Below are 23361 nucleotides of genomic sequence, written 5' to 3'. Positions count from 1 at the left end.
ATTCAGACCATTTGATCTGTTTTATTCGTCTCGATAGCCTCAGGTCGTTGTTCCATAGCGCTTTTCCTGTAATGGCATGGATGCTGCTAATGCCTGCCTGTGCGGTCCTCATCGGCCATTACCCTCAGGAAAACGTCTATGTACAAGAAACTGTTGCCCGGGACATTGTGTGCGGCCGTAGCGTTGGGAGCGGTCAGCCTTGCTCAGGCTGAAGGATTGACCCTCGAAGGGAAGCCGAAAATCGCCATGGTGTATATCAGCCCGCGCAATGACGGCGGCTGGACTCAGGCCTTCGACGAAGCACGCGTGAAGCTGGAAAAGGATCTGGACACAAAAATCCAGTACGTCGAGAGCGTGCCCGAGAACGCCGCGGCTATTACGCCGGTGGTCGACCGACTCATCGCACGCGGTGCCAACATCATCGTAGGCACTGCATTTGGCTACTCCGACACCTTTCTTGCACTGGCCAAGAAATACCCGAAAGTCGCGTTCCTCAACGGCTCCGGCACCACCAATGCACCCAACCTCGAATCGTTTTACGGGCGTACCTACGAAAGCCAGTACCTGTGCGGCATGGCCGCAGGGGCGGCCTCGAAGACCGGCAAGCTGGGGTTTGTCGCCGCCAACCCGTTTGGCCAGGTCAACTGGACCATCAACGCCTATGAACTGGGCGCCCGGCAGATCAATCCGAAGGCCACCGTCAACGTGGTCTATACCGGTGCATGGAACGACCCGGTCAAGGAACGCGCAGCAACCATGGCGCTGATCGACAACGGGGCCGATGTGGTCGGTCAGCACGTCGACAGCCCGACACCGCAGATCGTCGCACAGGAGCGCGGCATTCACGGCACCGGCCACCATCGCGACCTGAGCGAGTTCGCTCCCAAGGCGACGGTCTGCTCGTCGCTGTGGGTCTGGGATCGCTTCCTGGGGCCGGAGCTGAAGAAAATCATTGCCGGCAACTGGACGCCGCCCGCCAACGGCGCGCTGCTGTCGATGCAGCAGGGCGGCACCGATATCAAGCTGACTGCGGATGCGATCATTTCCGATGCGGACCGCAAGAAGATCGAGGCCGAGCGCGCCGAGCTGCTGGCCGGCAGAAAAATTATCTACAGCGGCCCGCTGGCCGATCGTGACGGCAAGGAGCGGGTCGCGGCCGGTCAGCAATTGTCTGACCCGGACCTGTGGAAAATGGACTGGTTCGTCGAAGGCGTGAAGACTCAGCAATGAGTCAGGTCAATGCGCTGCAACTCACCGGCATCAGCAAGTCGTTCGATGGCTTCAAGGCGCTGATCGATGCCGACTTCACCGCCTGTTGGGGGGAAGTGCATGCCCTGCTGGGCGAGAACGGTGCAGGCAAGTCCTCGCTGATGAATATCGCCGCCGGGCTGTACGCACCGGAAACCGGCACTCTGCTGTTGGACGATAACCCGGTTCAGCTTCAGGGGCCCAGGGACGCCAGCCGTTATCGGATCGGCATGGTCCACCAGCACTTCAAGCTGGTGAAGCCATTCACAGTGGCGCAGAACATTCTCCTGGCACTGCCCGAGCAACCCGGCGAAGGCAGCTATCGCAAGCGGCTGCGTGCGCTGGAACAGGAGATCGTCGGCAAGGCCGAGGCGCTGGGGTTTGCGATTGACCCGGCGCGCACCGTCGACAGTCTGTCAGTCGCCGAGCAGCAGCGGGTCGAGATTCTCAAGGTGTTGCTGGCCGGTGCGCGGATTCTGATCCTTGATGAACCGACAGCAGTGCTGACCGATCAGGAGGCCGAGCGTCTGCTGCTGACTGTTCAGGCATTCGCCCGGCAAGGCGCGGCGGTGGTTCTGGTCACGCACAAGATGGCTGACGTCAAGCGCTATGCCGACCGGGTAACCGTGATGCGTGGCGGGCGCACCGTGCAGACCCTGGACCCGCAGAAGGTGAGTGTCGAGCAACTGGTGCAGCTCACGGTAGGCGAATCGGTGCCGGTTGCCGAGCATCAACCGGCGACACCAGGCGAGGTGCGTTTGCAGGTCAAGGACTTGCGCAGCGTCGGCAGCAGTACGCTCAACGGCGTCAACCTGAGCCTGCACGCCGGGCAGATTTTCGGCATCGCAGGCGTGGGCGGCAACGGTCAGGCCGAGTTGGCCAACGCCCTGATGGGGCTGCCGCAAGCCACTGAGGGTGAAATCCACATGGCCGGGTTTGGCGATTTGCGCGGCGCGTCGGCCGACCAGCGTTGGCAGTTGCGCATTGCCTCGATCCCGGCCGACCGCTACGGCGCGGCGCTGGCCGGGTCGCTGTCGGTGGCCGAGAACTTTGCCATCGGCAATATTCACAGCGGGCAATACGGTTCTTTCTGGCGTCTCGGCTACAAGCGTCTGAAACAGGATGCGCAGCGCGCCGTGGCGGACTTCGACGTACAGGGCGTGCGCTCTCTCGATCAGAAAGCTGCGCTGTTGTCGGGAGGCAATGCCCAGAAGCTGGTGATCGCCCGCGAATTCAGCCGCGACCCGCAACTGGTGCTGGTGCACAGCCCGAGTCGGGGCCTGGATGTACGTGCCACACAGGCGGTGCATGCCCGTTTGCGGGCGGCGCGGGACGCGGGGGCTGCGGTGCTGGTGATCAGCGAGGATCTGGACGAAGTATTGGCCCTGGCTGACCGTGTCGGCGTGATGAACGGCGGGCGCATTGTCGCCGAGTTCGCGCACCCCGCCGACCGGCAAGCCATTGGCAAAGCGATGGTGAGCCATGACTGAATCAGCGCAACCAATGAAGTCCGCACGGCAACCTTTGCTGGCGCGGCGCTACACCCTGGAGCTTCGTCAGCAGACCGGCTGGCTGTTGCAGGCGCTGATCATTGCCCTGGCGTTGCTGATCGGACTGACGATCTGCACTGTGATTCTTATTCTTGCCGGCGTGCCTGCCGACGAGCTGCTCAACGAGTTCGTCGTGCAGACAGTGTTCGATGCACAAAACTTCAAGGCAGTGTTGTTTCAGGCATCGCCGATGATTATGGTCGGGCTCGCCGGGTGCATGGCGTTTCGGGCACGTTTCTGGAACCTGGGTCTGGAAGGTCAGATGATCTGGGGGGCGATTGGCGCCACGGCGATCTCGCTGTTTCAGGTGGGCCCGGAGGCGTTGCGTCTGCCGCTGATGATGGCGGCAGCCGTTATCTGCGGATTGTTGTGGAGCCTGGGCCCGGTGCTGCTGAAGCTCAAGTGGCAGGTCAACGAGATCATCTCGACGCTGATGCTCAATTACATCGCTGCCAATTTCCTCCTGCACCTGGTGTACGGCAGTTGGAAAGACCCGCGAGACAACTTTCCCTATTCCCCCGCGTTTCAGAGCTTCGAGCGGCTGCCCGATCTGTTTGCCGGGTATAACGCGGCGATCCCTCTGGCGCTGCTGGTCACCGGTCTGACCCTGTGGTTCGTCGGTGTTTCGCGGGCCGGGTTGTATCTGCGCTTCGTCGACGCCAATCCGAAAGTCGCCGGCGCGGTGGGCGTGCCGGTGCGCAAGATGATCATCGGCACCGTGCTGCTGTCGGGTGCGCTGGCGGGGCTCGCAGGCTTTGTCGTGACCTCGGGACAGGAAGGGCGCCTTACTCAGTCGTTCTATCAAGGCTACGGGTTTTCCGGGATTCTGATCGCCTTTCTGGCCCGCAACAATCCAGTGGCCGCAACCGTGGTCGCGCTGCTGATCGCCATGTTGTTCGTGGCCGGACGCAACCTGCAGGTGTTCTATCAGATTCCGTTTTCGATGGTGCAACTGATCCAGGCGATTCTGGTGATCTGCGTCGCGTCGTCGGACTTTTTCATCCGCCATCGCCTGCGGCGCATTCAGGCAGGAGAACGTTGATGGAGCTTATTTCCCACTGGCTGGGCAGCGCACCGGATTTTGCCGTGCCGTTCGCCCTGGCAGCGCTGGGCCTGATCCTCATCGAGCGCAGCGGTGTACTGGCGCTGGGCGTCGAAGGGCTGATGCTGGTCGGCGCACTGGCGGGCATCGGTATGCAGTTGAGCCTCGGCTCGCCTGGCCTTTCGCTGCTGGCGTCGATGGCGGCGGCAGGTCTGGTGTCGTTGCTGTTTGCGCTGATGGTGCTGGTGCTGCGGATCAATCAGGTGATCGCCGGGCTGGCGCTGGTGTTCTTTTGTCAGGGCTTGACCGGGCTGCTGGGCACTCTGCTGGGCTGGACCAACCGCCCGGTCAGCGGCTTGCAGGCTGTCGAGCTGTGGCCGTTGTCCGAGCTGCCCGTGGTAGGCCGGGTATTTGTGCAGAATCCGCTGGTGTACCTGACCGTGATTATTTTCATCGCGGTGGTCTGGCTGCTCGATCGCACGCGCACCGGGCTGCGCCTACGCGCGGTGGGCGAGAACCCGCAGGCCGCCGATGCCGCAGGTATTTCCGTGCTCGGTTATCGCCTGGCGGCGATTGTCGCCGGTTCCGCGTTGATGGGGCTGGCCGGCGGTTTCATCGCCGTGCTCAGCACCAAGATGTGGATCGCCGACATGACCGGCGGGCGCGGCTGGATTGCCGTTTCGCTGGTGATCTTTGCGCGCTGGTCGCCCTGGCGCGCGTTGGCCGGCGCTTTGCTATTCGGCGGTATCGAGGCGCTGATTCCGCAATTGGCGGCAACCGGCGTGCGCCTGCCCCAGTATTTCGTCTTGATGACACCCTACGCTGTAACCCTGTTGGTCATGGTCTGGGTGGCGAGCGGCAAGCGTCAATCGAGCAGCCAGCCCGGTGCGCTGGGCGAACCTTACATTCGTGAGGAGCGCCGCTGAGCGGTGCGCGCAGAAGCCCGCAATACGGGCGGTTCAGCACGGGTTAAGGAATTTTTGATAGCGTGTATGCTCTAATCCGGTTATTAGCGTTCGTCAAAACCAGGAGCTCCTGAATGTTTACCTCGCGTCGTTTGATCATTGTCGCCACCGCCGTAGCCATGCTTTCCGGCTGTGCAACATCCAATCCCTATGACAATCAAGGCCAGGCGCAAAGCTCCGGTGGTATGAGCAAAACGGCCAAGTACGGCGGACTGGGCGCATTGGCCGGTGCGGTAGCCGGTGCGGCCATCGATCACAATCATCGCGGCAAGGGCGCCCTGATCGGCGCTGCAGTGGCGGGTGCCGCATCGGCGGGCTACGGCTACTATGCAGACAAGCAGGAAGCTGCGTTGCGCGAGAGCATGGCCAATACCGGTGTCGAGGTGCAGCGTCAGGGTGACCAGATCAAACTGATCATGCCGGGTAACATCACGTTCGCGACGGACTCTTCGGCCATTGCCAGCAGCTTCTATTCGCCGCTTAACAATCTGGCGAGCTCGCTCAAGCAGTTCAATCAGAACAACATTGAAATCGTCGGTTACACCGACAGCACCGGCAGCCGCCAGCACAACATGGACCTGTCGCAACAGCGCGCCCAGAGCGTCGCGACTTACCTGACCTCGCAAGGTGTCGATCAAGCGCACCTGTCAGTGCGCGGTGCAGGTCCTGATCAACCGATTGCCAGCAACGCCGACGTCAACGGCCGCGCCCAGAACCGCCGCGTAGAGGTCAACCTCAAGCCGATTCCGGGTCAGCAGTACTGATCGATGCCGCTCCGCTCGCAGACGGGTTGAATGCGGGCAAAGTGGGAGCGAGCTTGCTCGCGAAGGCGATGGTCTCTTCGCGGGCAAGCTCGCTCCCACCAGTCAATATCAATGTCGCGCTGGATACTGCTCATGCAGGCTGTCCAGCAGCCGGTCTTTCTCTTCCCATAGCGTATTGATCCACTGCTGGAATTCCAGACGGTATTCTCCGTCCTGGTCGTAATTCTTGCCGAGAAACTGCTGCGGGATTTTGATCTCTTCGAAGTGCGCAACCACTTCCTTCACATTCCCGCACAGCAGGTCCCAGTAGCCGGGTTGTCCGCCAGGGTAGTGGATGGTCACGTTGATGATCGATTCCAGCTGTTCGCCCATCGCATCGAGCACGAAGGCAATGCCGCCAGCCTTGGGTTTGAGCAGGTGGCGGAACGGTGAGTTCTGTTGCGCGTGTTTGCCGGCGGTGAAGCGCGTGCCTTCGGCGAAGTTGAAAATCCCCACCGGGTTATGGCGAAACTTCGCGCAGGTGCGGCGGGTGGTTTCCAGGTCCTTGCCTTTCTTTTCCGGGTGTTTGGCAAGGTATGCCTTGGAGTAGCGCTTCATGAACGGGAAGCCCAGCGCCCACCACGCGAGACCGATCACCGGAACCCAGATCAACTCCTGCTTGAGGAAGAACTTCAAGGGGCGAATACGTCGGTTGAGCACGTACTGCAAGACCATGATGTCGACCCAACTCTGGTGATTGCTGGTGACCAGGTACGAGTGATTGTAATCCAGCCCTTCCAGACCGCTCAGGTGCCAGCGGGTGTGGCACAGCAGTTTGATCCAGGCATTGTTGTTGCCGATCCAGGTTTCATGGATGTGGCTCATCAACCAGTCGGTGAAACGCTGTGCCGCAGAGAAGGGCAGACAGATCTTGAGGATCGTGACCGCGAACAGCACTGTGCAGCAGACGATGGTGTTCAGCGCCAGCAACAGCGAGGCAATGACGCCGCGTAACGGGGCAGGCAGAAAATCCATGAAGAAGACGGCTCCGCAAGTTATCGGAAGCCGCAGATTGCTCTGCGGCACTCGGGTCAGGCATCAGGACAGCGTGTCGGCCTGTATGGCTGTCAGCGCGATGGTGTAGACAATGTCGTCGACCTGCGCGCCGCGCGGCAGATCGTTCACCGGTTTGCGCAGGCCTTGCAGCATCGGGCCGAGGCTCACACAGTCGGCACTGCGTTGCACCGCTTTGTATGTGGTATTGCCGGTGTTCAGGTCCGGGAACACGAACACGTTGGCGCGTCCTGCGACCGCGCTGTCCGGAGCCAGCTGCCGGGCGACCTGTTCGTTGGCGGCCGCATCATACTGCAGCGGCCCGTCGATCAATAGATCGCGGCGGGTTTCGCGTGCCAGCTGCGTCGCTTCGCGGACCTTCTCGACTTCTTCGCCGCTGGCCGAATTGCCGCTGGAGTAGCTGATCATCGCCACACGCGGCGAGATACCGAAGGCAGTGGCCGAGTCGGCGCTCTGCAAGGCAATCTCGGACAGCTCGCTGGCACTCGGATGCGGGTTCATGATGCAGTCGCCGTACATCAGCACCTGCTCGGGAAAGAGCATGAAGAATACTGAAGACACCAGCGTGCAGCCTGGCGCGGTCTTGATCAGCTGCAGGGCCGGCCGGATGGTGTTGGCGGTGGAATGAATGACGCCGGACACCAGCCCGTCGACCTCGTCCAGCGCCAGCATCACCGTACCGATCACCACCGGGTCTTCGAGCTGTTGCTCGGCCATGGGCGCGTTCAGGCTTTTGCTTTTGCGCAGCTCCACCATCGGCGCAACGTAGCGTTCGCGAATCAGGTCCGGGTCAAGAATTTCCAGCCCCTGCGGCAGCTCGATGCCGTGCGCCTGCGCAACGGCGTGCACGTCCTCGGGCCTGGCCAGCAACACGCAACGCGCGATACCGCGTGCCTGGCAGATCGCGGCAGCCTGAATGGTCAGCGGCTCGTTACCTTCAGGCAGCACGATGCGCTTGTTGGCCGCTTGCGCGCGCTGGATCAACTGATAGCGAAACACCGCGGGCGACAGGCGCAGCTCGCGGGGTGTGCCGCAGCGCTGGTGCAGCCAGTTGGCGTCCAGGTGACTGGCAACGAAATCGGTGATGTTTTCCGCGCGCTCGCGGTCATCGATGGGGATTTCCTTGTTCAACTGATTCAGGCGATTTGCCGTGTCATACGAGCCGCTGCTGACCGACAGCACCGGCAGCCCCGCCTGCAGTGCGCCGCGGCACAGCTCCAGGATGCGTGGGTCGGGCACGGTATCGCTGGTCAGCAGGAGGCCGGCGAGCGGTACGCCGTTTATTGCCGCGAGGCTCACCGCCAGGATGATGTCGTCGCGGTCGCCCGGCGTCACCACCAGCACACCCGGCTTGAGCAGTGGAACCGTGTTGAGCACCGTCCGCGCACAAATGATGATTCTGGTCATGCGGCGCTGATCGTAGTCGCCTGCGTTCAGCACCTGCGCACCGAGCAGCTCGGCCACATCGCGGGTACGCGGCGCGTTGAGTTCGGCGCGATACGGGATACAGCCCAGCAGGCGAAAGTCACCACTGCGCAGCAACGGCGAGTGTTCTTTGAGGCGCGAGGCGAAGACTTCCATGCTCTCTTCGGTGCGCACCTTGTTGAGTATCACCCCCAGCACCTTGGGGTCCTTGGGGCCGCCAAACAGCTGGGCCTGCAATTCGACCCTGCCCGACAGATCGGCGAGCACTTCGTTTTCCGGGGCAGAGACCAGAATGACTTCGGCATCCAGGCTCTTGGCCAAATGCAGATTGACCCGCGCGGCATAGCTCGCGCTGCGGGTCGGGACCATGCCTTCGACGACCAGCACGTCCTTGCCGACAGCTGCCTGCTGATAAAGATTGATGATCTCTTCGAGCAGTTCATCCAGTTGACCATCACCGAGCATGCGCTCGACATGCGCCAGCCCCAAAGGCTTGGGCGGCTTGAGGCCGTGGGTGCGAGCCATCAGCTCGGTCGAACGCTCGGGGCCCAGATCGCCGGGGTGTGGCTGGGCGATCGGTTTGAAAAAGCCTACTTTCAAGCCGGCGCGCTCCAGCGTGCGCACCAGTCCCAGGCTGATGGAGGTCAACCCCACGCCAAAGTCAGTGGGGGCGATAAAAAAAGTCTGCATACTGGCTTCTCGATTGAGCAGTGCAAGGGGTCGCAGCACATAGGGAACCGCCGCCGACCGAAAAAGTCCGGAAACCGTCTAACGCGATTTCTCTGCGGCAAGACTATCGTTATCTGCGGCATTCGCACACCAGCCGCAACAAAAGGCCTGACCTCTCATCTGACTGCGTTGCAGCGGGTCCAGCACCCAGGGGCGTGACTGCCACGGAGGGTCATGACGCAGGTGCTGGGTATGGCCGCACGATAGCAGCGCAAACCAGTGACCGTGCTCGTCCTGTCTCAAATCGATAACGATTGAACCTTTCAAAGCGGGCCGTCCGTCAGAGTTGCGTTCGCTTTCGGGCGATTGCTTGGTTAAACTTGCCCGTTCTTCAATCTTAAGCAAAAGGTCTTGTCCCCATGCCGATCGCCGCCAATAAGGCTGTCTCCATTGACTATACCCTGACCAACGACGCTGGTGAGGTCATCGACAGTTCTACCGGTGCTGCGCCGCTGGTTTACCTGCACGGTGCAGGCAACATCATCCCGGGCCTGGAAAAGGCACTGGAAGGCAAGGAAGTAGGCGACCAGCTGAACGTTGCCGTCGAGCCCGAAGACGCCTACGGTGAGTACTCGGCCGAACTGGTCAGCACCCTGAGCAGCAGCATGTTCGAAGGCGTCGACAAGCTCGAAGTCGGCATGCAGTTTCACGCTTCCGGTCCGGATGGCGGCATGCAGATCGTGACCATCCGTGATCTGGAAGGCGACGATGTTACCGTTGACGGCAACCATCCGCTCGCGGGTCAGCGCCTGAATTTCGACGTGAAGGTTGTGGCCATCCGTGATGCCAGTGAAGAAGAAATGGCTCACGGCCATGTTCACGGTGAAGGCGGTCATCAACACTGATTTGTACTGCTAAGCTCAGGCACTGAAAAGGCGCCCTGGCTGTTCTGCGATGACGACTTTCGTTACGCGTGCGGTCACGGTGCCTTTTTTCGGGTTATAGCCTGGGGCGACTTGTTTCAAAAGGGGTTCTCATGAGTGCTTTTCACGACATCAAATTGAAAGCGCTGGGTGGCCAGGAACTGCCGCTGGCGAATTTCAGGAACAAAGTGGTTCTGGTGGTCAACGTCGCGTCCAAATGCGGGCTCACACCGCAGTACGCAGCACTTGAAAACCTCTATCAGCAGTACAAGGACAAGGGCCTTGAGATACTGGGGCTGCCGTGCAACCAGTTTGCCGGGCAGGAACCGGGTACCGAGCAAGAGATCGCCGAGTTTTGCCAACTCAACTACGGCGTGACGTTTACGCTGGGTGAAAAACTCGACGTCAACGGCCCTAACCGTCACTCGCTTTACCGTTTGCTCGCGGGCGAGGGTGCCGAGTTTCCCGGGGATATCACCTGGAACTTCGAAAAGTTTCTGGTCGGCAAGAACGGTGGTGTAAGCGCACGTTTTTCTCCGCGTACCACTCCGGATGATCCTGCCGTGATCCAGGCCATTGAAAAGGCCCTGGCGCAAAGCTGATCATGTGGCCGGGGTAGCATTTTGCGTTCGCCCGGCTTTCTTGCGCGCTCGTCGCTTCTGAACTCAGATCAGCCAGATCAATAGTACTGGGCCACCGCTAACGCCCGGCGATATTCTGCGCGCCTGATGGCAATCGACCATTTCACAGGAGTTGCGCATGTCGGCAGAAGCCTTGTTCACGCCTTTCCGTCTGGGCAGCCTGGAGCTGTCTTCGCGTGTGGTCATGGCTCCCATGACCCGCTCGTTCTCGCCAGGGCACGTGCCCAACTCGAAGGTCGTCGAATACTACCGGCGGCGCGCTGCTGCAGGTGTCGGGCTGATTATCACCGAAGGTACGACGGTCAATCACAAGGCCTCCAACGGTTATCCGAACGTCCCGCAGTTTTTCGGTGAAGCGCCACTGGCCGGCTGGCGCAAGGTGGTCGAGGCAGTGCATGCGGAGGGCGGCAGGATCGTCCCGCAACTCTGGCACGTCGGCGCTGTTCGCCGTCCTGGCACCGAGCCGGACGGCAGCGTGCCTGCCTATGGGCCGATGGAAAAGGTCAAGGACGCTCAGGTGCTGGTGCATGGCATGAGCAAGCAGGACATCGACGAGATAGTGGCTGCCTTTGCCCAGGCTGCCGTCGATGCCAAGGCGATGGGCATGGACGGTGTCGAAATTCATGGCGCTCACGGTTACCTGATCGATCAGTTCTTCTGGGAGGGCAGCAATCAACGCAGCGACGAGTACGGCGGCAGCCTCGCCAACCGCTCACGTTTTGCGCTCGAACTGATCAAGGCCGTGCGCGCCGCTGTGGGCCCGGATTACCCGATAATTTTCCGTTTCTCACAATGGAAACAGCAGGATTACACCGCGCGCCTCGTGCAAACGCCTGAGGCGCTGGGCGAGTTTCTGCAGCCTCTGGCTGATGCTGGTGTGGATATCTTTCATTGCTCTACCCGGCGTTTCTGGGAGCCTGAGTTCGAAGGCTCCGACCTGAACCTGGCGGGCTGGACGCGCAAGCTGACTGGCAAACCGACCATCACAGTCGGCAGCGTCGGACTGGACGGTGAGTTCCTGCAATTTATGGTCGACACCGACAAGGTCGCTCAACCGGCCAGCCTGGAAAATCTGCTGAAGCGGCTGGGCAACGACGAGTTTGATCTGGTGGCGGTGGGGCGTGCGCTGCTGGTCGATCCGGATTGGGCACTGAAAGTGCGCGAAGGCCGCGAGCAGGACATCCTGCCTTTCAGTCGAGACGCACTGGCGACACTGGCCTGATCTTCTTGCTGGCTACCGGCCTGATCTCTTTGACGCTTGCCGCGTTCTGGCTCGGGCAGGCCTCGCGCAATTGACGCTCGAACTGATCGATGACTGCTGTCCAGCCCTGGCGACTGGCATGTTGCCGGGCATTGAGGCGCACGCGGCGCAGTGTCTCACTGTCCTCCAGCAACCAGCGCGCCGAGTCGATGAACGCCGCCTCGTCCCCCGGCATGGCCAACGCACCGTTGTGGCCGTGGCGGATATGCTGCCCGGCTGCGGCTTCATCGTAGGCGACCACGCCCAGGCCTGAGGCGAGTGCTTCGAGAACTACGTTGCCGAAGGTTTCGGTGAGGCTGGGGAACAGAAACATATCGGCCGAGGCATAGTGCGTCGCCAGCACCTCGCCGCGTTGAGTGCCGCAGAAAATCGCATCCGGGATTTGCTGTTCCAGCTGCGGGCGTTGAGGCCCGTCACCAACCACCACCAGTTTCAGATTACGTTGCGGGTAACTGTCCTTGAGCGCCTCGAAGCAGGCTTTGAGCAGGCTCAGGTTTTTTTCGGGGGCAAGCCGGCCAACATGCAGGACCGCAACATCATCGGCTTGCAGACCCCAGCTCTCGCGCAGAGGCTGCGAGCGCCTGGACGGGCTGAACAATTGACTGTCGACGCCACGCGACAACAGCTCGATCCTCTCAAAGCCACGTCGCTCCAGCTCGACCTTCTGACTGATGCTGGGTACCAGCGTCATGCGTGACCGATTGTGGAACCAGCGCAGGTAGTGCGTCAGCAAGCGGGTGATGAAACCCATGCCGTACTGCTGCGTGTACTGCGGGAAGTTGGTATGGAAGCCACTGATCACCGCAATCCCCAGCCGTCGCGCTGCGCGCAGTGCCGAGAGCCCCAGCGGACCTTCCGTGGCGATGTACAGCACATCCGGCCGACGCCGTTGCCAGCGCCGCAGCAGCTTGTGCATCGAAGACTGACCCCACTGCAACCCCGGGTAACCCGGTATCGGCCAGCCCCGGCAGAGCAGCAGATCCTCTGCAGTGCCCGCGCCGATCTCGTCGTTCTGACGTGGCCGGACCAGCTCGACCCTATGCCCGCGCAACCGCAACCCTTCACACAGCCGTCCCAGGGTATTGGCGACGCCGTTGATCTCGGGAGTAAAGGTTTCAGTGATCAGGGTGACATTAAGAATTTGGCTCATGAGAGCAGTGTCGACTGATTATATTTCGGTTATGTGGCGGTTATGTGATGGATTGGTGATGGGGCGTCGGTAAGGTGAGCAAGTTGGCGTGAGACTGCGCGGAATAGTTAATAGGTAAACGCATAGGCTGTACAATGATTTTAATAAAACTCACGATAAAGTTCATTGGCTTCCTACAGGTGTTCACATCGTTTCCTAAAAGCGCGTAGTTCGTTCTGATACGTGTTGATATTATCTGTTTGCCTAGTAATGTCGGGTTATCGAACTGTGTGGTTCGTTAGCGTTGGTTTGGAATGGCTGGGTTTTTAGTTGTTCCTGTTTATCAATATACTAGGGAAGTAAAATGAAATTTAACGACAATAAATTGAAATGGGCTCGTTCGGAAATTCAGGAATTGCTTTGGCACTGTTAGCCTTTTCGAACCTTGCACTGGCTGGGAACTATCAATCGTCGGTTGCTCTGCCGGTTATTCATTCAAAAGGCTATGTTCACACCGCTGAGCTGCCAGTAAGCAGGCATGCGCCTGTGACAGCGACGATCAAAAGTGTCAGTTGGAACTGGAACGTGGTGGGCTGGCCTCAGGGGCTTGAGGTCTACTTGTGCCAAGGTGTCAGCGTATGCCTGAACGTATCACGTCAGCGAACGGGGTCCACAACGTTTTTCGGTAATCAGTCGGCAAGTCGCAAGTTCTATTACACGATGAAGGTTGGAGATGCGGGAAGGGTGCCAGTCGCTGGACAGCAAGGGCGAATAACTGTCGATTGGTAATCTCACAAGCGCCTCCCCCCGACAGGGAGGGCGCTCAGGCTACCAATTTGCCATGTCACGAAATGCGAGAGGAAGAGCGTCGTTAAAGTTTAGTATCTTTTCAAGTATCCTGGCCGCAGGCGTACCTTTCAAATATTCTTCTTCATAAAGGGCTGTTCGCTCTTTTTGCATACACCCCCCGATGTTCTGAAAGTAAGCGCTCGACTCGGGTGTGACTATCTTGCCCGTGGCGCAGTAACGAATCACGGGGTAATCAGATAGATCGACTCCCTCGCCAGTCAATGAATTGTACGCATAGTGTCTGGCCAGGAAGCTCGCTTCGACCGGGCTGCTTTGAGCCTGTTCCATCAGCTTGTGCCTGAGTTCTCCTCCTCGCAGGATTGTCCTTGCGCAATGAGGTGTTTCTTTTTCGCGGACGGCTTCTTGAAGTACGTTAGCGAAGCTTTCAGGTGTTGATGCCGGGGGGCGTGGTGTTGTTTTGTACCGTACACCTAACGGTGTGACGTTCAGGAATGGCGAAATATTGTCGGTATGGGTCATTTGAAAGTCCCTCGCGCACGTTCCATTGCCGCTGGCATAGGCACGAAGTCTTTATCCTCCACAATGGATCTGCGTTGTTCGATAGTCATGCTATCCATGAAGCGATTTGAGCGGGAGATTACCGAGCTGCCGAGTGTTGCGGGTAATGCGACTGGAGGTTTTTTCTCCGTCTGTGTGATGGCAGCGTTCAACAGGCTTGCAAACTGACCTGAACGGTTTTCCGGTAGTCTTTCGAGGGATGCCGGTCGGTAGGAGGAGAGTTGTTCTGCGGCAGATTCTGTTTTTATTTCCATAGCGATTACTCCTGTTTTTTTTTAATCAGGAGAGCAAGGATAATGCCATATTTAATGTATTGGTTGTTCCTACGCCTTTGCAGTCTTGTATTAGAGGTCGGGAAGATATGTCCTACACAATATTCCTACGTGTAATGTTTTTTCATATCTCGGCAAGCAGTGTCTGGTTGTGGCAAGTCGCTGCCGTTGCACGGAATGGAGTTCTATAGGCTGCTTGTAAGAATGCTGATATATCACTGTAAGAAGTTTCTCTTTAATGCTGAAGTGCCGAACAGATAACTCATTACCTGTTCGGCACGCTCTCAGGCCGAGTCGTCACTCAGCCAGTCAAGCAGGGCACTCAGCCCAGATCACGAACCAGTTGGCCGATCACTTCGCCCACTTTGGCCAGATCCGGTGCTGCCAGACGATGTTCATCGGCGTACGAATACGCCACGGTGAACAGGCCGGCGGTGCGGGTGGAATAGGCAGGGATGTCTTTTTCGAAAACACGGTTAGCGGCTTCGGCAGTCAGCGAAGTGGAGCCGATGACGATGCGCTCTTCGGGGTCGTTCACACCGTTGATGTAAACTTCGTCCGGGTTGATCGACCATTCGGCCAGCTCGCTGACCAGAAAGGCGCGGATCTTTTCCTGAACGGTTGCGTTGTCAGCGGCCAGTGCAGCAGGGTTTACTTGAGTATTCATGATTTAACTTCCTTGTTAAGTTCATGTGTCGCCGGGTTTCATGGAAGCTGGCTTCACATGAACGGATTGATTGAGGCCCTATTTAGCCTCAGGCGGCAGAGTGAGTTGCGGTACATATTTATATGCGTGTGATTTTTTCTTCGGGTGTGCCGAACCGCTTTGCGCGGTCCGGCAGGTTGGCATTCAGCCGCGTGCGTGGGGCACCGGCAACGCATCCGCGCCGCGCTCGCGCACCCAGAACAGCGTTGCAGCGGCCACTGCAGCAGGCATCATCAGCAGATTGACCACCGGGATCAGCAAGGCAACGTAGACGATGCCGCCAAAGCTCAGGCTCTGCCAGCGTTTGCTCTTCAGCCAGCCGAGCATTTCGTTCCAGCCCAGTTTGTGGTTATCGGCGGGGTAGTCGATGTACTGGATCGCCATCATCCACACCCCGAACAATAGCCATAGCGGGGCGGCGATGATGTTGGCGACCGGGATGAACGACAGGATGAACAGGCCGAGCATGCGCGGCAACATATAGCCCAGCTTGCGTGCTTCGCGGGCCAGGGTGCGGGGCACCATGGCGACCAGTTCGGCCCAGCTGAAATCGGGCGATTCGTCTACACCGCGAATCACGGCTTCGACCTTTTCGGACAGAAACCCGTTGAACGGTGCGGCGATGATGTTGGCGACCATGGTGAAGGTGAAAAACACCATCAGCAGCACCAGCGCCACGAACAGTGGCCAGAGGATGTAACTGAGAAAACTCAGCCAGTGAGGCAGGGTCGGCATGAAGGTGTCGACCCACAGCTCGAACTGGTGCACCGCCAGATAGATCAGGCCGCAAAACAACACCACATTGATGCTCAATGGAAGTAGAACGAACAAGCGCAAACCAGGGCTGAGGACCAGTTTCAGGCCCTCTCTCAGGTATTGCGGGCCAGTAAGGGCGGGAGCGGGCATGGGAGTCTCCGAGTGCTTGAAAGGCGTGACCTTACCGGCTTTGTGATGGCCATGAAAGAGCAGAGCGCTGACGGTTTTTGAGCATGCCAGACTTGTGGCGTATCCTTGGCGAAGGAAGACTATCCGATTGGCTCGCCACTCGTGCGCCGCTTCCAGGCGCCTGCGCTATAGAAGTGACCTATAGGGTGGATTGTGAAACGATATTTCCTTAACCTCTGCGGCCCCGATAGGCTGTTCGGCAATCTAAGACCTGTCCTTAAGGTCAGAATTTTCAGGACCTGCCGAACCAAATGACGCTTCCCCAAGCGTTTCGGTGGTCCTTTTTATCCAGCCGTCCCGACCGCGGCGTAAACGGTCGGTCGATAGGAGTGTGTCATGTCAGACGTACGTCATTCCCGAGTGATCATTCTCGGTTCCGGCCCTGCCGGTTACAGCGCTGCGGTTTACGCCGCTCGCGCCAACCTCAAGCCCCTGCTGATCACCGGCATGCAGGCCGGCGGCCAATTGACCACGACTACAGAAGTTGATAACTGGCCAGGCGACCCGCACGGCCTGACCGGTCCTGCGCTGATGGAACGCATGCGTGAGCATGCCGAGCGTTTTGAGACTGAAATTGTCTTTGACCACATCAATTCCGTTGATCTGGCCGGCAAGCCGTTCAGTCTGCAGGGCGATAGCGCAACCTACACCTGCGACGCTCTGATCATTGCCACCGGCGCCAGCGCCCGCTACCTGGGTCTGCCTTCAGAAGAAGCGTTCATGGGCAAGGGTGTTTCTGCCTGCGCCACATGCGACGGTTTCTTTTATCGCAACCGTGAAGTCGCGGTGGTCGGTGGTGGTAACACGGCGGTTGAAGAGGCGCTGTATCTGGCCAACATCGCCAGCAAGGTGACCCTGGTTCACCGTCGTGAAACCTTCCGCGCCGAGAAGATCCTGATCGACAAGCTGCATGCACGTGTCGCCGAAGGCAAGATCGAGCTCAAGCTCAATGCCACGCTGGACGAAGTCCTGGGTGACAACATGGGCGTGACCGGTGCGCGTCTGAAGAACAACGACGGCAGCAGCAGCGAGCTGAAAGTCGACGGTGTGTTCATCGCGATCGGTCACACGCCGAACACTTCGTTGTTCGACGGCCAGCTGGCCTTGAAAGACGGTTACATGGTTGTGCAGGGTGGCCGCGAAGGCAACGCTACGGCGACCAGCGTCGAAGGCGTATTCGCTGCCGGTGACGTGGCTGACCACGTGTATCGCCAGGCCATTACTTCGGCTGGTGCAGGCTGCATGGCGGCGCTGGACGTCGAGCGCTACCTGGACGGTCTGGCTGACGTATCGTTCTGATTTGCTCTCGTGCCCAAGCGCTCAGCGCTATACACAAATCTTATGGGAGCGATCCGCATTGCTCGCGAAGAGGTCAGTACATCCCCCAGAAACAGGGTGTTTGAACCGATGCCTTCGTGAGCAAGCTCACTCCCACAGTGGGCTGTACTCTGCCTCATGCTGTGTTTAACCCCGTTTTCCGGGCTTACCAGGACGTGTGTATAACGTGGAGTGCCCAGGTATGGGCACTAGAACGATGTGATTTCAACTCAGCCGATCAAGCCTTGCGCTTGAGCGGCTCGCCTTCAAACTTGACACCTGCCAGACCCTTCGCGATCAGTGCACGGATATTGCCGTGATCGCTGCCTTCAGGCGTGGCTTGCACCGAGCGGTAATGCTCGCCGAACGCCAGCAGTGCCTCTTCGTCAGTCAGGCCTTCCAGTAATGCCAGGCCCAGGGTCTTGCACGACCCTTCGTTTTGCCCGGCAGCATTGTCGACGTCGCCGTTTCTGAAGGCCTGAGGCTGGTAGTCGTAGCCTTCGGCGATGAAGGCCAGGGTGTCGGCAAACGCATGCTCGCCGCTGCGCAGTCTGGTACGCAGGGAATTCAGATCAGTCATGTTGTTTGGTTTCCTTGACGAACGCCGCCTGTTGTTCGGCGTTCGCTTCTTTCTGGTAGCTGGCTTTCCACTCGCTGTACGGCATGCCATAAACCACTTCACGCGCATCATCGAGGCTGAGGTCGATCTGCTTTTCGTCAGCGGCGGCCTTGTACCACTTGGACAGGCAGTTACGGCAGAAGCCGGACAGGTTCATCAGGTCGATGTTCTGGACATCCTTGCGGCTGTCCAGATGCGCGACCAGTCGGCGGAAGGCTGCAGCTTCGAGTTCGAGGCGTTCTTGCTCGGTCATGACGGGCTCTTTTCAGTAGACGGTTGACGTCATGATAAGAGTTTCAGCGTTGACCGGCGAGCGTGATCGACACCGATTCGGCAAAGCGCAGGGCATGCGGCTTGTCGACTTCCACTTCAGCGTAGGTCACCGCCTCGTGGCTCATCACCAGATCCAGCACTTCCTGGGTCAGTCGTTCCAGCAGGGCAAAGCGATTGCCCTCGACATGCTGGATGATGGCCTTGGTGATGGTGCGATAGTTGAGGGCATGCTCGATGTCGTTATCCCGAACGGCTTCCTGAGCGGCATAGAGAATCGTCAGGTTGATCAGCACGTCCTGTTTGTTGAGGATTTCGTCCTCGTTGATGCCGATGAACGTGCGCAAACGCAGGTCCTTGACCCGGATGCGCGCGGTGCCAGGTTCGAGTCTTGCCATTATTGTCTGCTCCGTCCGATCAATTGCAGAAACTCCATGCGCGTGGTGCTTGAGTCACGGAAGGCGCCCAGCATCACTGACGTGTTCATGGTCGAGTTCTGCTTTTCGACGCCGCGCATCATCATGCACATGTGCTGCGCCTCAATGACCACGGCCACACCGGCGGCTCCGGTGACTTTCTGAATCGCATCGGCAATCTGCTTGGTCAGATTTTCCTGAATCTGCAGACGTCGGGCAAACATGTCGACGATGCGTGCGATCTTCGACAGGCCCAGCACCTTGCCGGTCGGAATGTAAGCCACATGTGCCTTGCCTATGAACGGCAGCAGGTGGTGCTCGCAAAGCGAGTACAACTCGATGTTCTGGACGATGACCATCTCATCGTTTTCGGAGGCGAACAGGGCGCCATTGACGATCTCTTCGACACTCTGGGTGTAGCCGTGACACAGGTACTGCATGGCTTTGGACGCGCGTTTCGGGGTGTCCAGCAGACCTTCGCGGTCTGGATTTTCACCAAGGCCGAGCAGAATGTCTCGATAGTGCTGTGGCAGGGACGAACTCATCAGAATGATCCTCGGGGCGGCTTACTTGACGTGCCGTCCGCCGTTTACGGTCAGTGTTGTGCCGGTGACATAGGTGCTGTCCAGAAGATAGCGCAGGCTCTGGTAAATCACCTCTGCACCAGGCTCTATGCCCAGGGCCGACTTGGCCAGGGCGTTGGCGCGGTAGGCCGCATCGTCCTTGGGTTGAAACATCAACAGCGCCGGTGCTATGCCGTTGACTTTGACAAGCGGGGCGAATCTGGCAGCGAAGGACAGCGTCAGGCTTTCCAGGCCGGCCTTGGTTGCGCAGTAGGCGATGTGCTTGCTGCTGCCCTTGCGGGTCACGTCATCGCTGATATGTACGATGTCAGCGATCTCACTGGCGGTCAGCAACGACTCGCAATGCAGATTGATCAGGTAGGGCGCGAGCATGTGCACGCTGAACATGCGGGTGAAGTTTTCGGCTTCATCGCCCGGTGTTTCTGCCAGCCACTCGGAAGCGTTGTGGACGATGGCTCGCAGGCTCGAGGTATGGGTTTTCAACAGCTCGACAAACGCCATGATCCCGGCCTCACAGGAAAAATCCCCGTGGATGGCCACTGCTCCCGCCTGGCGCAGTTCCGTCACACTTTCGTGCTCGGTGCGATAACTGATGATCACCCGCTGCCCGTGTTCCAGCAGACGCAAGGCGCAATGCAGGCCCACGCGCTGGCTGGCGCCGGTGATCAGGATCGGTGCAGAAGACATTGCCATCGACAGCTCGCGTATCGGTTATCCGTAGTGGACGGGGATTGTACGGTCGATTGTTTCTTCCGGTTTACAGGCAAAGTTATACCAGAGAATTTTTTTGTACAACCCTGGACATCATGAAACTCGCCGACGCAGTGCTCGCAGGCGCTGAGCACAGGGAGGTTTAGGAAACGGGCGGGGCTGGGAAGCGACCAAGACCTGTACCGAGGTGTAAAGGTGTACAGGTCTTTATGCGTTTAGCGAGGTGAAGGTGATTGTGTCGGGCGTGCCGGTGCAGGCGTGCTCTGCAGCCAGGGTGCCAGCAGGCGCGTGGACAGCGGGATGAACAGGTAGACCATTAGTGGGGTGAGCACCGCCGTGCTGATCATGATGCGCGGCAACAGGTCCAGATGGTTGAGCAGGGGGCCGAGTAGAAAATTGAAGATCAGCGACACGGGGAAAAACGCCAGCCAGATTGCGACAGCCTGTTTCCAGCGTGGCGGACGCTGGTCGATTGCGCCGAACCAGCCGTCGATGCCGCTGACCCGATGCTCCGAGGGTTGTGCGAAAAGACCGCTGCCGCGCACCAGCCAGGAGCGTCGAGAGGCGGAATGCTCCCAGGCGTGCATGGTGTGCTCATCGGTAAAGCGGAAAATGATCTGAAATTCGTCATCGCCGGGCGGGGGCGCCAGTACCCCTGAACCCAGATACCCCGGAAAGTCCGTGGCCAACTGTTCGCCTTCGTGCAGCCAGGCCATCATTTCATGGTAGCGACCCTGCGCCACGCGGCGGGCAACCATCAAGGTGACGGGTGAGGTAGACATTGTATATCTCCGGTAGAGGCGTGAAATTCCCGGGTAGGGAGGTCACGTGCCGCGATCCGGGATGGTGGATCGCGACAGCTTCACGTGAACAGCAAGCAAGGATTATTCCTGAAACGCGGAGAGACCGGTAGAGCGTTGCCGGGCAGGCGGGTTACTTGTGCAAGGATGGATGTTTGCGACGATGCTCTTGCAGGATGTACTGGCGCAGGCGTTCGGCATCGTCTTTGCCGTGCTTGCTGAAATGATAGGCGCCGACGTTCTGCCCGATCATTCGCTCCAGCTTGCCGCGCATCGGAATGGGCGCTTGCCCTGGCGGGTTGAACCAGGCGGAAAAGTTTCTCGGCAGCTTGCCTTCCTTGCGGTACTCGAGCAGCGCACCCTTGAACGACAGCTCATGAACCCAGAGCGCCGTGAGTGCGCCCTTTTCGGTTTCCAGAGGGATCGGCTCTTCCAGCACAAGCCGCCATGGGCGGATCTTCGGACCTTCCTCGAAAATACTCGGCGCGCCGAGCTCCAGATGCAGCGCGTGGAATTCGTCCTCGACCAGGTGCAGAGGGAAATTCATCTGCTGATTCTCGAACTGCGCATGGATCGTGACCTGCTCATGAGCGGCCAGCTTTGTCAGCAGATCCTGGATCTGGATGCCGCCATTGACCAGCAGACTGCGCGTACTGTCACGTACGTTCAACTGGGGGTTGCGCTGCATGCTCTGGATAAAATCCAGCTCAGCCTGGGTGAGAAGTGAATCAGGTTGCATGGGCGGAGGCTCGGTCTAACCGGTTATTGAGAACAAAGACCATTGATTCCGCAAAGTGTTCTGGCCATCCGTCATATTTTTTCATTCAAGTGTTTCAACGCTGCTGTGCTTCTTCGGGCAGACCGAAGGCAGAATGGTCCGTAGAAAATTCAGACGGCATTCTAAGGCATAATGTTTCACTTTTTTAAGCTGCTGCAGGAATAACCATGAAAGTCGCCATCGTGTGTGGAACGGTCTACGGATCGGCCGAGGAAGTTGCCAGACACGCCGCTGCACTGTTGCGTGCCGCCGGCCATGAGACCCTCGTCAATCCGCGCCTCATGTTGCCGGAGCTGCTCGCCTTCGAGCCTCAGGCGCTGCTTGCTGTGACGTCGACTACCGGGATGGGCGAGTTGCCCGACAACCTCATGCCTCTTTATGCAGCGCTGCGCGACAGTCTGCCAGGCCAACTGCGTGGATTGCCTGGCGGGGTGATTGCACTGGGCGATGCCAGTTACGGCGACACCTTTTGCGCCGGCGGTGAGCAGATGCGTGAACTGTTCGTTGAGTTGGGCGTTAGCGAAGTACAGGACATGTTGCGTCTGGACGGAAGTGAAAGCGTCACCCCGGAAACCGACGCCGAGCCGTGGCTGGAAGCGTTCATCAAGCACCTGGGCTGAAAACATCGCGCTCCTTTATGGGGAATGATTCAGCACTGCGGGTGTTGATTGTGGCTGTGCAGGGCGTGTACGACACTCATCGCAACGTATTCTTGAGGCATGGAGCCAGCGATGAGCGAGTCAGTGCGTTTTGACGATAAAGTCGTGATTGTGACCGGCGCAGGGGGTGGGCTGGGTCGGGCTCATGCGCTGCTGTTTGCGAAACACGGTGCGCGAGTGGTGGTCAACGACCTGGGTGGCTCGGCGCATGGCGAAGGGGCCAGCGCGTCTGCCGCCGATCGCGTGGTGGCCGAGATTCGCGCGGCAGGCGGCACTGCGATAGCCAACCATGATTCGGTGACCGAGGGCGGCCGCATTGTGCAGCATGCGCTGGACGCATTCGGGCGCATCGATGTGCTGGTCAACAACGCTGGCATTCTGCGTGACAAGACCTTCGCCAAAATGGAGGACGCCGACTGGGACCTGGTCTATCGCGTCCATGTCGAGGGAGCCTACAAAGTCACCCATGCCGCCTGGCCTTATCTGCGCGAGCAGAATGACGGGCGGGTGATCTTCACGTCATCGACGTCCGGTATCTACGGCAACTTCGGGCAAGCCAATTACGCGACGGCCAAGCTGGGGCTGTACGGACTGACCCGCACCCTCGCGCTGGAAGGTCGCAAGCACCGCATCTTCGTCAACGCCATAGCGCCAACGGGCGGCACACGCATGACCGAGGGGCTGATCCCCGCCAATGTTTTCGAGCTGCTCAAACCCGAACTGGTCAGCCCGTTGGTGGTGTACCTGGGCAGTGAACAATGCCAAAGCAGTGGCGAGTTGTTCGAAGTGGGTGGTGGCTGGATCGGCAAGGTCCGTTGGCAGCGCAGTCAGGGAGCCTGTTTCGACCCGCAGACGGGTTTCAGCCCGCAAGACGTTGCGGCGCAGTGGCAGGCGATTGGTGATTTCGCCAACGCAGTGCACCCTGCCGACACTGGCGAGGCGTTGAAGGAAATGATGGCCAATCTGCAGAAATACGTTAAATAAACAGCCTATGGCCGTTGATGCAAGACACGAGTGTTCGTTGAACTTGCGCACCTGTTTAAGCGGGTTGCTTGGTTGTATAAGGGCGTTTCGCCGATTTATGTAAAAACTGTCTTTTGCCTCTGTAGGACGAGTATGGATTTTTGCAGACCTATTCATTAAGCATCTTCCACTCCGATATGAAGTCCGAACACATTCATATCTGGAGTGACACATGGCCAGATTAATAGGGGGCGAGCTTCCTCAGGTAAGCATTGCGGCGCCT

At 59.0% G+C, this 23361-nt stretch carries 27 protein-coding genes; 12 read left to right on the top strand and 15 right to left on the bottom strand.

Annotated features, from left to right (window positions below; all coding sequences use genetic code 11):
* Window positions 1-138: 138 nt before the first annotated feature.
* The 5 genes from JOE29_RS19680 (at window position 139) to JOE29_RS19660 (ending at window position 5569) form a co-directional block, all read left to right on the top strand.
* On the top strand, window positions 139-1230 hold the full coding sequence (locus tag JOE29_RS19680) for a BMP family ABC transporter substrate-binding protein (RefSeq protein ID WP_057445613.1): 1092 nt from the start codon (window positions 139-141) through the stop codon (window positions 1228-1230).
* On the top strand, window positions 1227-2738 hold the full coding sequence (locus JOE29_RS19675) for an ABC transporter ATP-binding protein (protein ID WP_210079782.1): 1512 nt from the start codon (window positions 1227-1229) through the stop codon (window positions 2736-2738). Before JOE29_RS19680 ends, JOE29_RS19675 begins: the two co-directional genes overlap by 4 nt.
* On the top strand, window positions 2731-3840 hold the full coding sequence (locus JOE29_RS19670; RefSeq protein ID WP_024665525.1) for an ABC transporter permease: 1110 nt from the start codon (window positions 2731-2733) through the stop codon (window positions 3838-3840). Before JOE29_RS19675 ends, JOE29_RS19670 begins: the two co-directional genes overlap by 8 nt.
* Window positions 3840-4766, top strand: a complete 927-nt coding sequence (locus tag JOE29_RS19665; protein ID WP_137982941.1) for an ABC transporter permease — start codon at window positions 3840-3842, stop codon at window positions 4764-4766. Before JOE29_RS19670 ends, JOE29_RS19665 begins: the two co-directional genes overlap by 1 nt.
* Before the next feature lie 113 nt (window positions 4767-4879).
* The gene (locus tag JOE29_RS19660) at window positions 4880-5569 is read left to right on the top strand and encodes an OmpA family protein (RefSeq protein ID WP_003319364.1); all 690 of its coding nucleotides are present in this window, start codon (window positions 4880-4882) and stop codon (window positions 5567-5569) included.
* 108 nt (window positions 5570-5677) lie between these two features.
* On the opposite strand, the gene JOE29_RS19655 is transcribed toward JOE29_RS19660, so the two are convergent.
* The 3 genes from JOE29_RS19655 to JOE29_RS19645 all read right to left on the bottom strand — a co-directional run bounded on the left by JOE29_RS19655 (window position 5678) and on the right by JOE29_RS19645 (window position 9121).
* Entirely contained in the window at window positions 5678-6583 is a 906-nt protein-coding gene (locus tag JOE29_RS19655) for an acyltransferase (RefSeq protein ID WP_017277825.1), read from the bottom strand.
* Between the two features lie 63 nt (window positions 6584-6646).
* On the bottom strand, window positions 6647-8737 hold the full coding sequence (pta, locus tag JOE29_RS19650; RefSeq protein ID WP_024683339.1) for a phosphate acetyltransferase: 2091 nt from the start codon (window positions 8735-8737) through the stop codon (window positions 6647-6649).
* A 78-nt stretch (window positions 8738-8815) separates the two neighbouring features.
* Entirely contained in the window at window positions 8816-9121 is a 306-nt protein-coding gene (locus tag JOE29_RS19645; protein WP_003316996.1) for a DUF3565 domain-containing protein, read from the bottom strand.
* A gap of 14 nt (window positions 9122-9135) precedes the next feature.
* On the opposite strand from JOE29_RS19645, the gene JOE29_RS19640 reads away from it, so the two are divergent.
* The 3 genes from JOE29_RS19640 (at window position 9136) to JOE29_RS19630 (ending at window position 11502) form a co-directional block, all read left to right on the top strand.
* Window positions 9136-9621 (top strand): peptidylprolyl isomerase, encoded by a 486-nt coding sequence (locus tag JOE29_RS19640; protein WP_003346185.1) that lies wholly within the window; start codon window positions 9136-9138, stop codon window positions 9619-9621.
* A 131-nt stretch (window positions 9622-9752) separates the two neighbouring features.
* Complete coding sequence (locus tag JOE29_RS19635; RefSeq protein WP_003316994.1) at window positions 9753-10241, top strand: glutathione peroxidase; 489 nt, start codon at window positions 9753-9755, stop codon at window positions 10239-10241.
* Between the two features lie 157 nt (window positions 10242-10398).
* Window positions 10399-11502 (top strand): NADH:flavin oxidoreductase, encoded by a 1104-nt coding sequence (locus JOE29_RS19630; protein WP_016567282.1) that lies wholly within the window; start codon window positions 10399-10401, stop codon window positions 11500-11502.
* Here the strand turns inward: JOE29_RS19630 and JOE29_RS19625 are convergent.
* Window positions 11471-12691, bottom strand: a complete 1221-nt coding sequence (locus JOE29_RS19625) for a glycosyltransferase family 1 protein (RefSeq protein ID WP_057406441.1) — start codon at window positions 12689-12691, stop codon at window positions 11471-11473. The genes JOE29_RS19630 and JOE29_RS19625 overlap by 32 nt on opposite strands.
* A 369-nt stretch (window positions 12692-13060) precedes the next feature.
* Between JOE29_RS19625 and JOE29_RS19620 the strand changes: the two genes are divergently transcribed.
* Complete coding sequence (locus tag JOE29_RS19620) at window positions 13061-13459, top strand: flagellar protein FlhE (RefSeq protein ID WP_210079781.1); 399 nt, start codon at window positions 13061-13063, stop codon at window positions 13457-13459.
* 39 nt (window positions 13460-13498) lie between these two features.
* Here JOE29_RS19620 and JOE29_RS19615 read toward each other — a convergent pair whose 3' ends face one another.
* The 4 genes from JOE29_RS19615 to cysZ all read right to left on the bottom strand — a co-directional run bounded on the left by JOE29_RS19615 (window position 13499) and on the right by cysZ (window position 15922).
* On the bottom strand, window positions 13499-13999 hold the full coding sequence (locus tag JOE29_RS19615) for a hypothetical protein (RefSeq protein ID WP_099315213.1): 501 nt from the start codon (window positions 13997-13999) through the stop codon (window positions 13499-13501).
* On the bottom strand, window positions 13996-14292 hold the full coding sequence (locus JOE29_RS19610; protein ID WP_044311939.1) for a hypothetical protein: 297 nt from the start codon (window positions 14290-14292) through the stop codon (window positions 13996-13998). Before JOE29_RS19610 ends, JOE29_RS19615 begins: the two co-directional genes overlap by 4 nt.
* Before the next feature lie 340 nt (window positions 14293-14632).
* The gene (locus JOE29_RS19605; RefSeq protein WP_003346191.1) at window positions 14633-14977 is read right to left on the bottom strand and encodes a hypothetical protein; all 345 of its coding nucleotides are present in this window, start codon (window positions 14975-14977) and stop codon (window positions 14633-14635) included.
* A 183-nt stretch (window positions 14978-15160) separates the two neighbouring features.
* Entirely contained in the window at window positions 15161-15922 is a 762-nt protein-coding gene (gene cysZ / locus JOE29_RS19600) for a sulfate transporter CysZ (RefSeq protein WP_210079780.1), read from the bottom strand.
* Between the two features lie 375 nt (window positions 15923-16297).
* Between cysZ and trxB the strand changes: the two genes are divergently transcribed.
* The gene (gene trxB, locus JOE29_RS19595; protein ID WP_003316986.1) at window positions 16298-17260 is read left to right on the top strand and encodes a thioredoxin-disulfide reductase; all 963 of its coding nucleotides are present in this window, start codon (window positions 16298-16300) and stop codon (window positions 17258-17260) included.
* Window positions 17261-17516: 256 nt separating this feature from the next.
* Here trxB and JOE29_RS19590 read toward each other — a convergent pair whose 3' ends face one another.
* The 7 genes from JOE29_RS19590 to JOE29_RS19560 form a co-directional block, all read right to left on the bottom strand.
* A complete protein-coding gene (locus JOE29_RS19590) occupies window positions 17517-17858 on the bottom strand; it encodes a HopJ type III effector protein (RefSeq protein WP_003316985.1) in 342 nt (113 codons plus the stop codon).
* Complete coding sequence (locus JOE29_RS19585; RefSeq protein ID WP_024959501.1) at window positions 17851-18150, bottom strand: DUF1244 domain-containing protein; 300 nt, start codon at window positions 18148-18150, stop codon at window positions 17851-17853. Before JOE29_RS19585 ends, JOE29_RS19590 begins: the two co-directional genes overlap by 8 nt.
* A gap of 43 nt (window positions 18151-18193) precedes the next feature.
* A complete protein-coding gene (gene folX, locus JOE29_RS19580; RefSeq protein WP_003316983.1) occupies window positions 18194-18565 on the bottom strand; it encodes a dihydroneopterin triphosphate 2'-epimerase in 372 nt (123 codons plus the stop codon).
* Complete coding sequence (gene folE, locus JOE29_RS19575) at window positions 18565-19128, bottom strand: GTP cyclohydrolase I FolE (protein ID WP_210079779.1); 564 nt, start codon at window positions 19126-19128, stop codon at window positions 18565-18567. The genes folX and folE overlap by 1 nt, the downstream gene beginning before the upstream one ends.
* A 21-nt stretch (window positions 19129-19149) precedes the next feature.
* Entirely contained in the window at window positions 19150-19860 is a 711-nt protein-coding gene (gene folM / locus JOE29_RS19570; protein WP_057406436.1) for a dihydromonapterin reductase, read from the bottom strand.
* Between the two features lie 233 nt (window positions 19861-20093).
* Complete coding sequence (locus tag JOE29_RS19565) at window positions 20094-20660, bottom strand: antibiotic biosynthesis monooxygenase (RefSeq protein WP_003346204.1); 567 nt, start codon at window positions 20658-20660, stop codon at window positions 20094-20096.
* A gap of 151 nt (window positions 20661-20811) precedes the next feature.
* On the bottom strand, window positions 20812-21417 hold the full coding sequence (locus JOE29_RS19560; protein WP_003316979.1) for a hypothetical protein: 606 nt from the start codon (window positions 21415-21417) through the stop codon (window positions 20812-20814).
* A 206-nt stretch (window positions 21418-21623) separates the two neighbouring features.
* On the opposite strand from JOE29_RS19560, the gene JOE29_RS19555 reads away from it, so the two are divergent.
* Together JOE29_RS19555 and JOE29_RS19550 are read left to right on the top strand one after the other, a co-directional pair.
* Window positions 21624-22076: a flavodoxin gene (locus JOE29_RS19555; protein ID WP_004402767.1), complete on the top strand. Its 453-nt coding sequence runs from the start codon at window positions 21624-21626 to the stop codon at window positions 22074-22076.
* Between the two features lie 111 nt (window positions 22077-22187).
* Window positions 22188-23099, top strand: a complete 912-nt coding sequence (locus tag JOE29_RS19550) for an SDR family oxidoreductase (RefSeq protein ID WP_210079778.1) — start codon at window positions 22188-22190, stop codon at window positions 23097-23099.
* The last annotated feature ends 262 nt before the right edge of the window (window positions 23100-23361 follow it).

The sequence above is a fragment of the Pseudomonas sp. PvP009 genome (assembly GCF_017832995.1).
Classification (GTDB): Bacteria; Pseudomonadota; Gammaproteobacteria; order Pseudomonadales; family Pseudomonadaceae; genus Aquipseudomonas; species Aquipseudomonas syringae.
Note: the sequence above shows the minus strand (reverse complement) of the source record. Positions and strands in the feature narration are given on the sequence as shown.

What these genes read in the sequence shown, in the direction of transcription:
- JOE29_RS19680 (WP_057445613.1), top strand. Translation starts at nt 139, where the DNA reads ATGTACAAGAAACTGTTGCCCGGGACATTGTGTGCGGCCGTAGCGTTG.
- JOE29_RS19675 (WP_210079782.1), top strand. Translation starts at nt 1,227, where the DNA reads ATGAGTCAGGTCAATGCGCTGCAACTCACCGGCATCAGCAAGTCGTTC.
- JOE29_RS19670 (WP_024665525.1), top strand. Translation starts at nt 2,731, where the DNA reads ATGACTGAATCAGCGCAACCAATGAAGTCCGCACGGCAACCTTTGCTG.
- JOE29_RS19665 (WP_137982941.1), top strand. Translation starts at nt 3,840, where the DNA reads ATGGAGCTTATTTCCCACTGGCTGGGCAGCGCACCGGATTTTGCCGTG.
- JOE29_RS19660 (WP_003319364.1), top strand. Translation starts at nt 4,880, where the DNA reads ATGTTTACCTCGCGTCGTTTGATCATTGTCGCCACCGCCGTAGCCATG.
- JOE29_RS19655 (WP_017277825.1), bottom strand. Translation starts at nt 6,583, where the DNA reads ATGGATTTTCTGCCTGCCCCGTTACGCGGCGTCATTGCCTCGCTGTTG.
- pta (WP_024683339.1), bottom strand. Translation starts at nt 8,737, where the DNA reads ATGCAGACTTTTTTTATCGCCCCCACTGACTTTGGCGTGGGGTTGACC.
- JOE29_RS19640 (WP_003346185.1), top strand. Translation starts at nt 9,136, where the DNA reads ATGCCGATCGCCGCCAATAAGGCTGTCTCCATTGACTATACCCTGACC.
- JOE29_RS19635 (WP_003316994.1), top strand. Translation starts at nt 9,753, where the DNA reads ATGAGTGCTTTTCACGACATCAAATTGAAAGCGCTGGGTGGCCAGGAA.
- JOE29_RS19630 (WP_016567282.1), top strand. Translation starts at nt 10,399, where the DNA reads ATGTCGGCAGAAGCCTTGTTCACGCCTTTCCGTCTGGGCAGCCTGGAG.
- JOE29_RS19625 (WP_057406441.1), bottom strand. Translation starts at nt 12,691, where the DNA reads ATGAGCCAAATTCTTAATGTCACCCTGATCACTGAAACCTTTACTCCC.
- JOE29_RS19620 (WP_210079781.1), top strand. Translation starts at nt 13,061, where the DNA reads ATGGGCTCGTTCGGAAATTCAGGAATTGCTTTGGCACTGTTAGCCTTT.
- JOE29_RS19615 (WP_099315213.1), bottom strand. Translation starts at nt 13,999, where the DNA reads ATGACCCATACCGACAATATTTCGCCATTCCTGAACGTCACACCGTTA.
- JOE29_RS19610 (WP_044311939.1), bottom strand. Translation starts at nt 14,292, where the DNA reads ATGGAAATAAAAACAGAATCTGCCGCAGAACAACTCTCCTCCTACCGA.
- JOE29_RS19605 (WP_003346191.1), bottom strand. Translation starts at nt 14,977, where the DNA reads ATGAATACTCAAGTAAACCCTGCTGCACTGGCCGCTGACAACGCAACC.
- cysZ (WP_210079780.1), bottom strand. Translation starts at nt 15,922, where the DNA reads ATGCCCGCTCCCGCCCTTACTGGCCCGCAATACCTGAGAGAGGGCCTG.
- trxB (WP_003316986.1), top strand. Translation starts at nt 16,298, where the DNA reads ATGTCAGACGTACGTCATTCCCGAGTGATCATTCTCGGTTCCGGCCCT.
- JOE29_RS19590 (WP_003316985.1), bottom strand. Translation starts at nt 17,858, where the DNA reads ATGACTGATCTGAATTCCCTGCGTACCAGACTGCGCAGCGGCGAGCAT.
- JOE29_RS19585 (WP_024959501.1), bottom strand. Translation starts at nt 18,150, where the DNA reads ATGACCGAGCAAGAACGCCTCGAACTCGAAGCTGCAGCCTTCCGCCGA.
- folX (WP_003316983.1), bottom strand. Translation starts at nt 18,565, where the DNA reads ATGGCAAGACTCGAACCTGGCACCGCGCGCATCCGGGTCAAGGACCTG.
- folE (WP_210079779.1), bottom strand. Translation starts at nt 19,128, where the DNA reads ATGAGTTCGTCCCTGCCACAGCACTATCGAGACATTCTGCTCGGCCTT.
- folM (WP_057406436.1), bottom strand. Translation starts at nt 19,860, where the DNA reads ATGGCAATGTCTTCTGCACCGATCCTGATCACCGGCGCCAGCCAGCGC.
- JOE29_RS19565 (WP_003346204.1), bottom strand. Translation starts at nt 20,660, where the DNA reads ATGTCTACCTCACCCGTCACCTTGATGGTTGCCCGCCGCGTGGCGCAG.
- JOE29_RS19560 (WP_003316979.1), bottom strand. Translation starts at nt 21,417, where the DNA reads ATGCAACCTGATTCACTTCTCACCCAGGCTGAGCTGGATTTTATCCAG.
- JOE29_RS19555 (WP_004402767.1), top strand. Translation starts at nt 21,624, where the DNA reads ATGAAAGTCGCCATCGTGTGTGGAACGGTCTACGGATCGGCCGAGGAA.
- JOE29_RS19550 (WP_210079778.1), top strand. Translation starts at nt 22,188, where the DNA reads ATGAGCGAGTCAGTGCGTTTTGACGATAAAGTCGTGATTGTGACCGGC.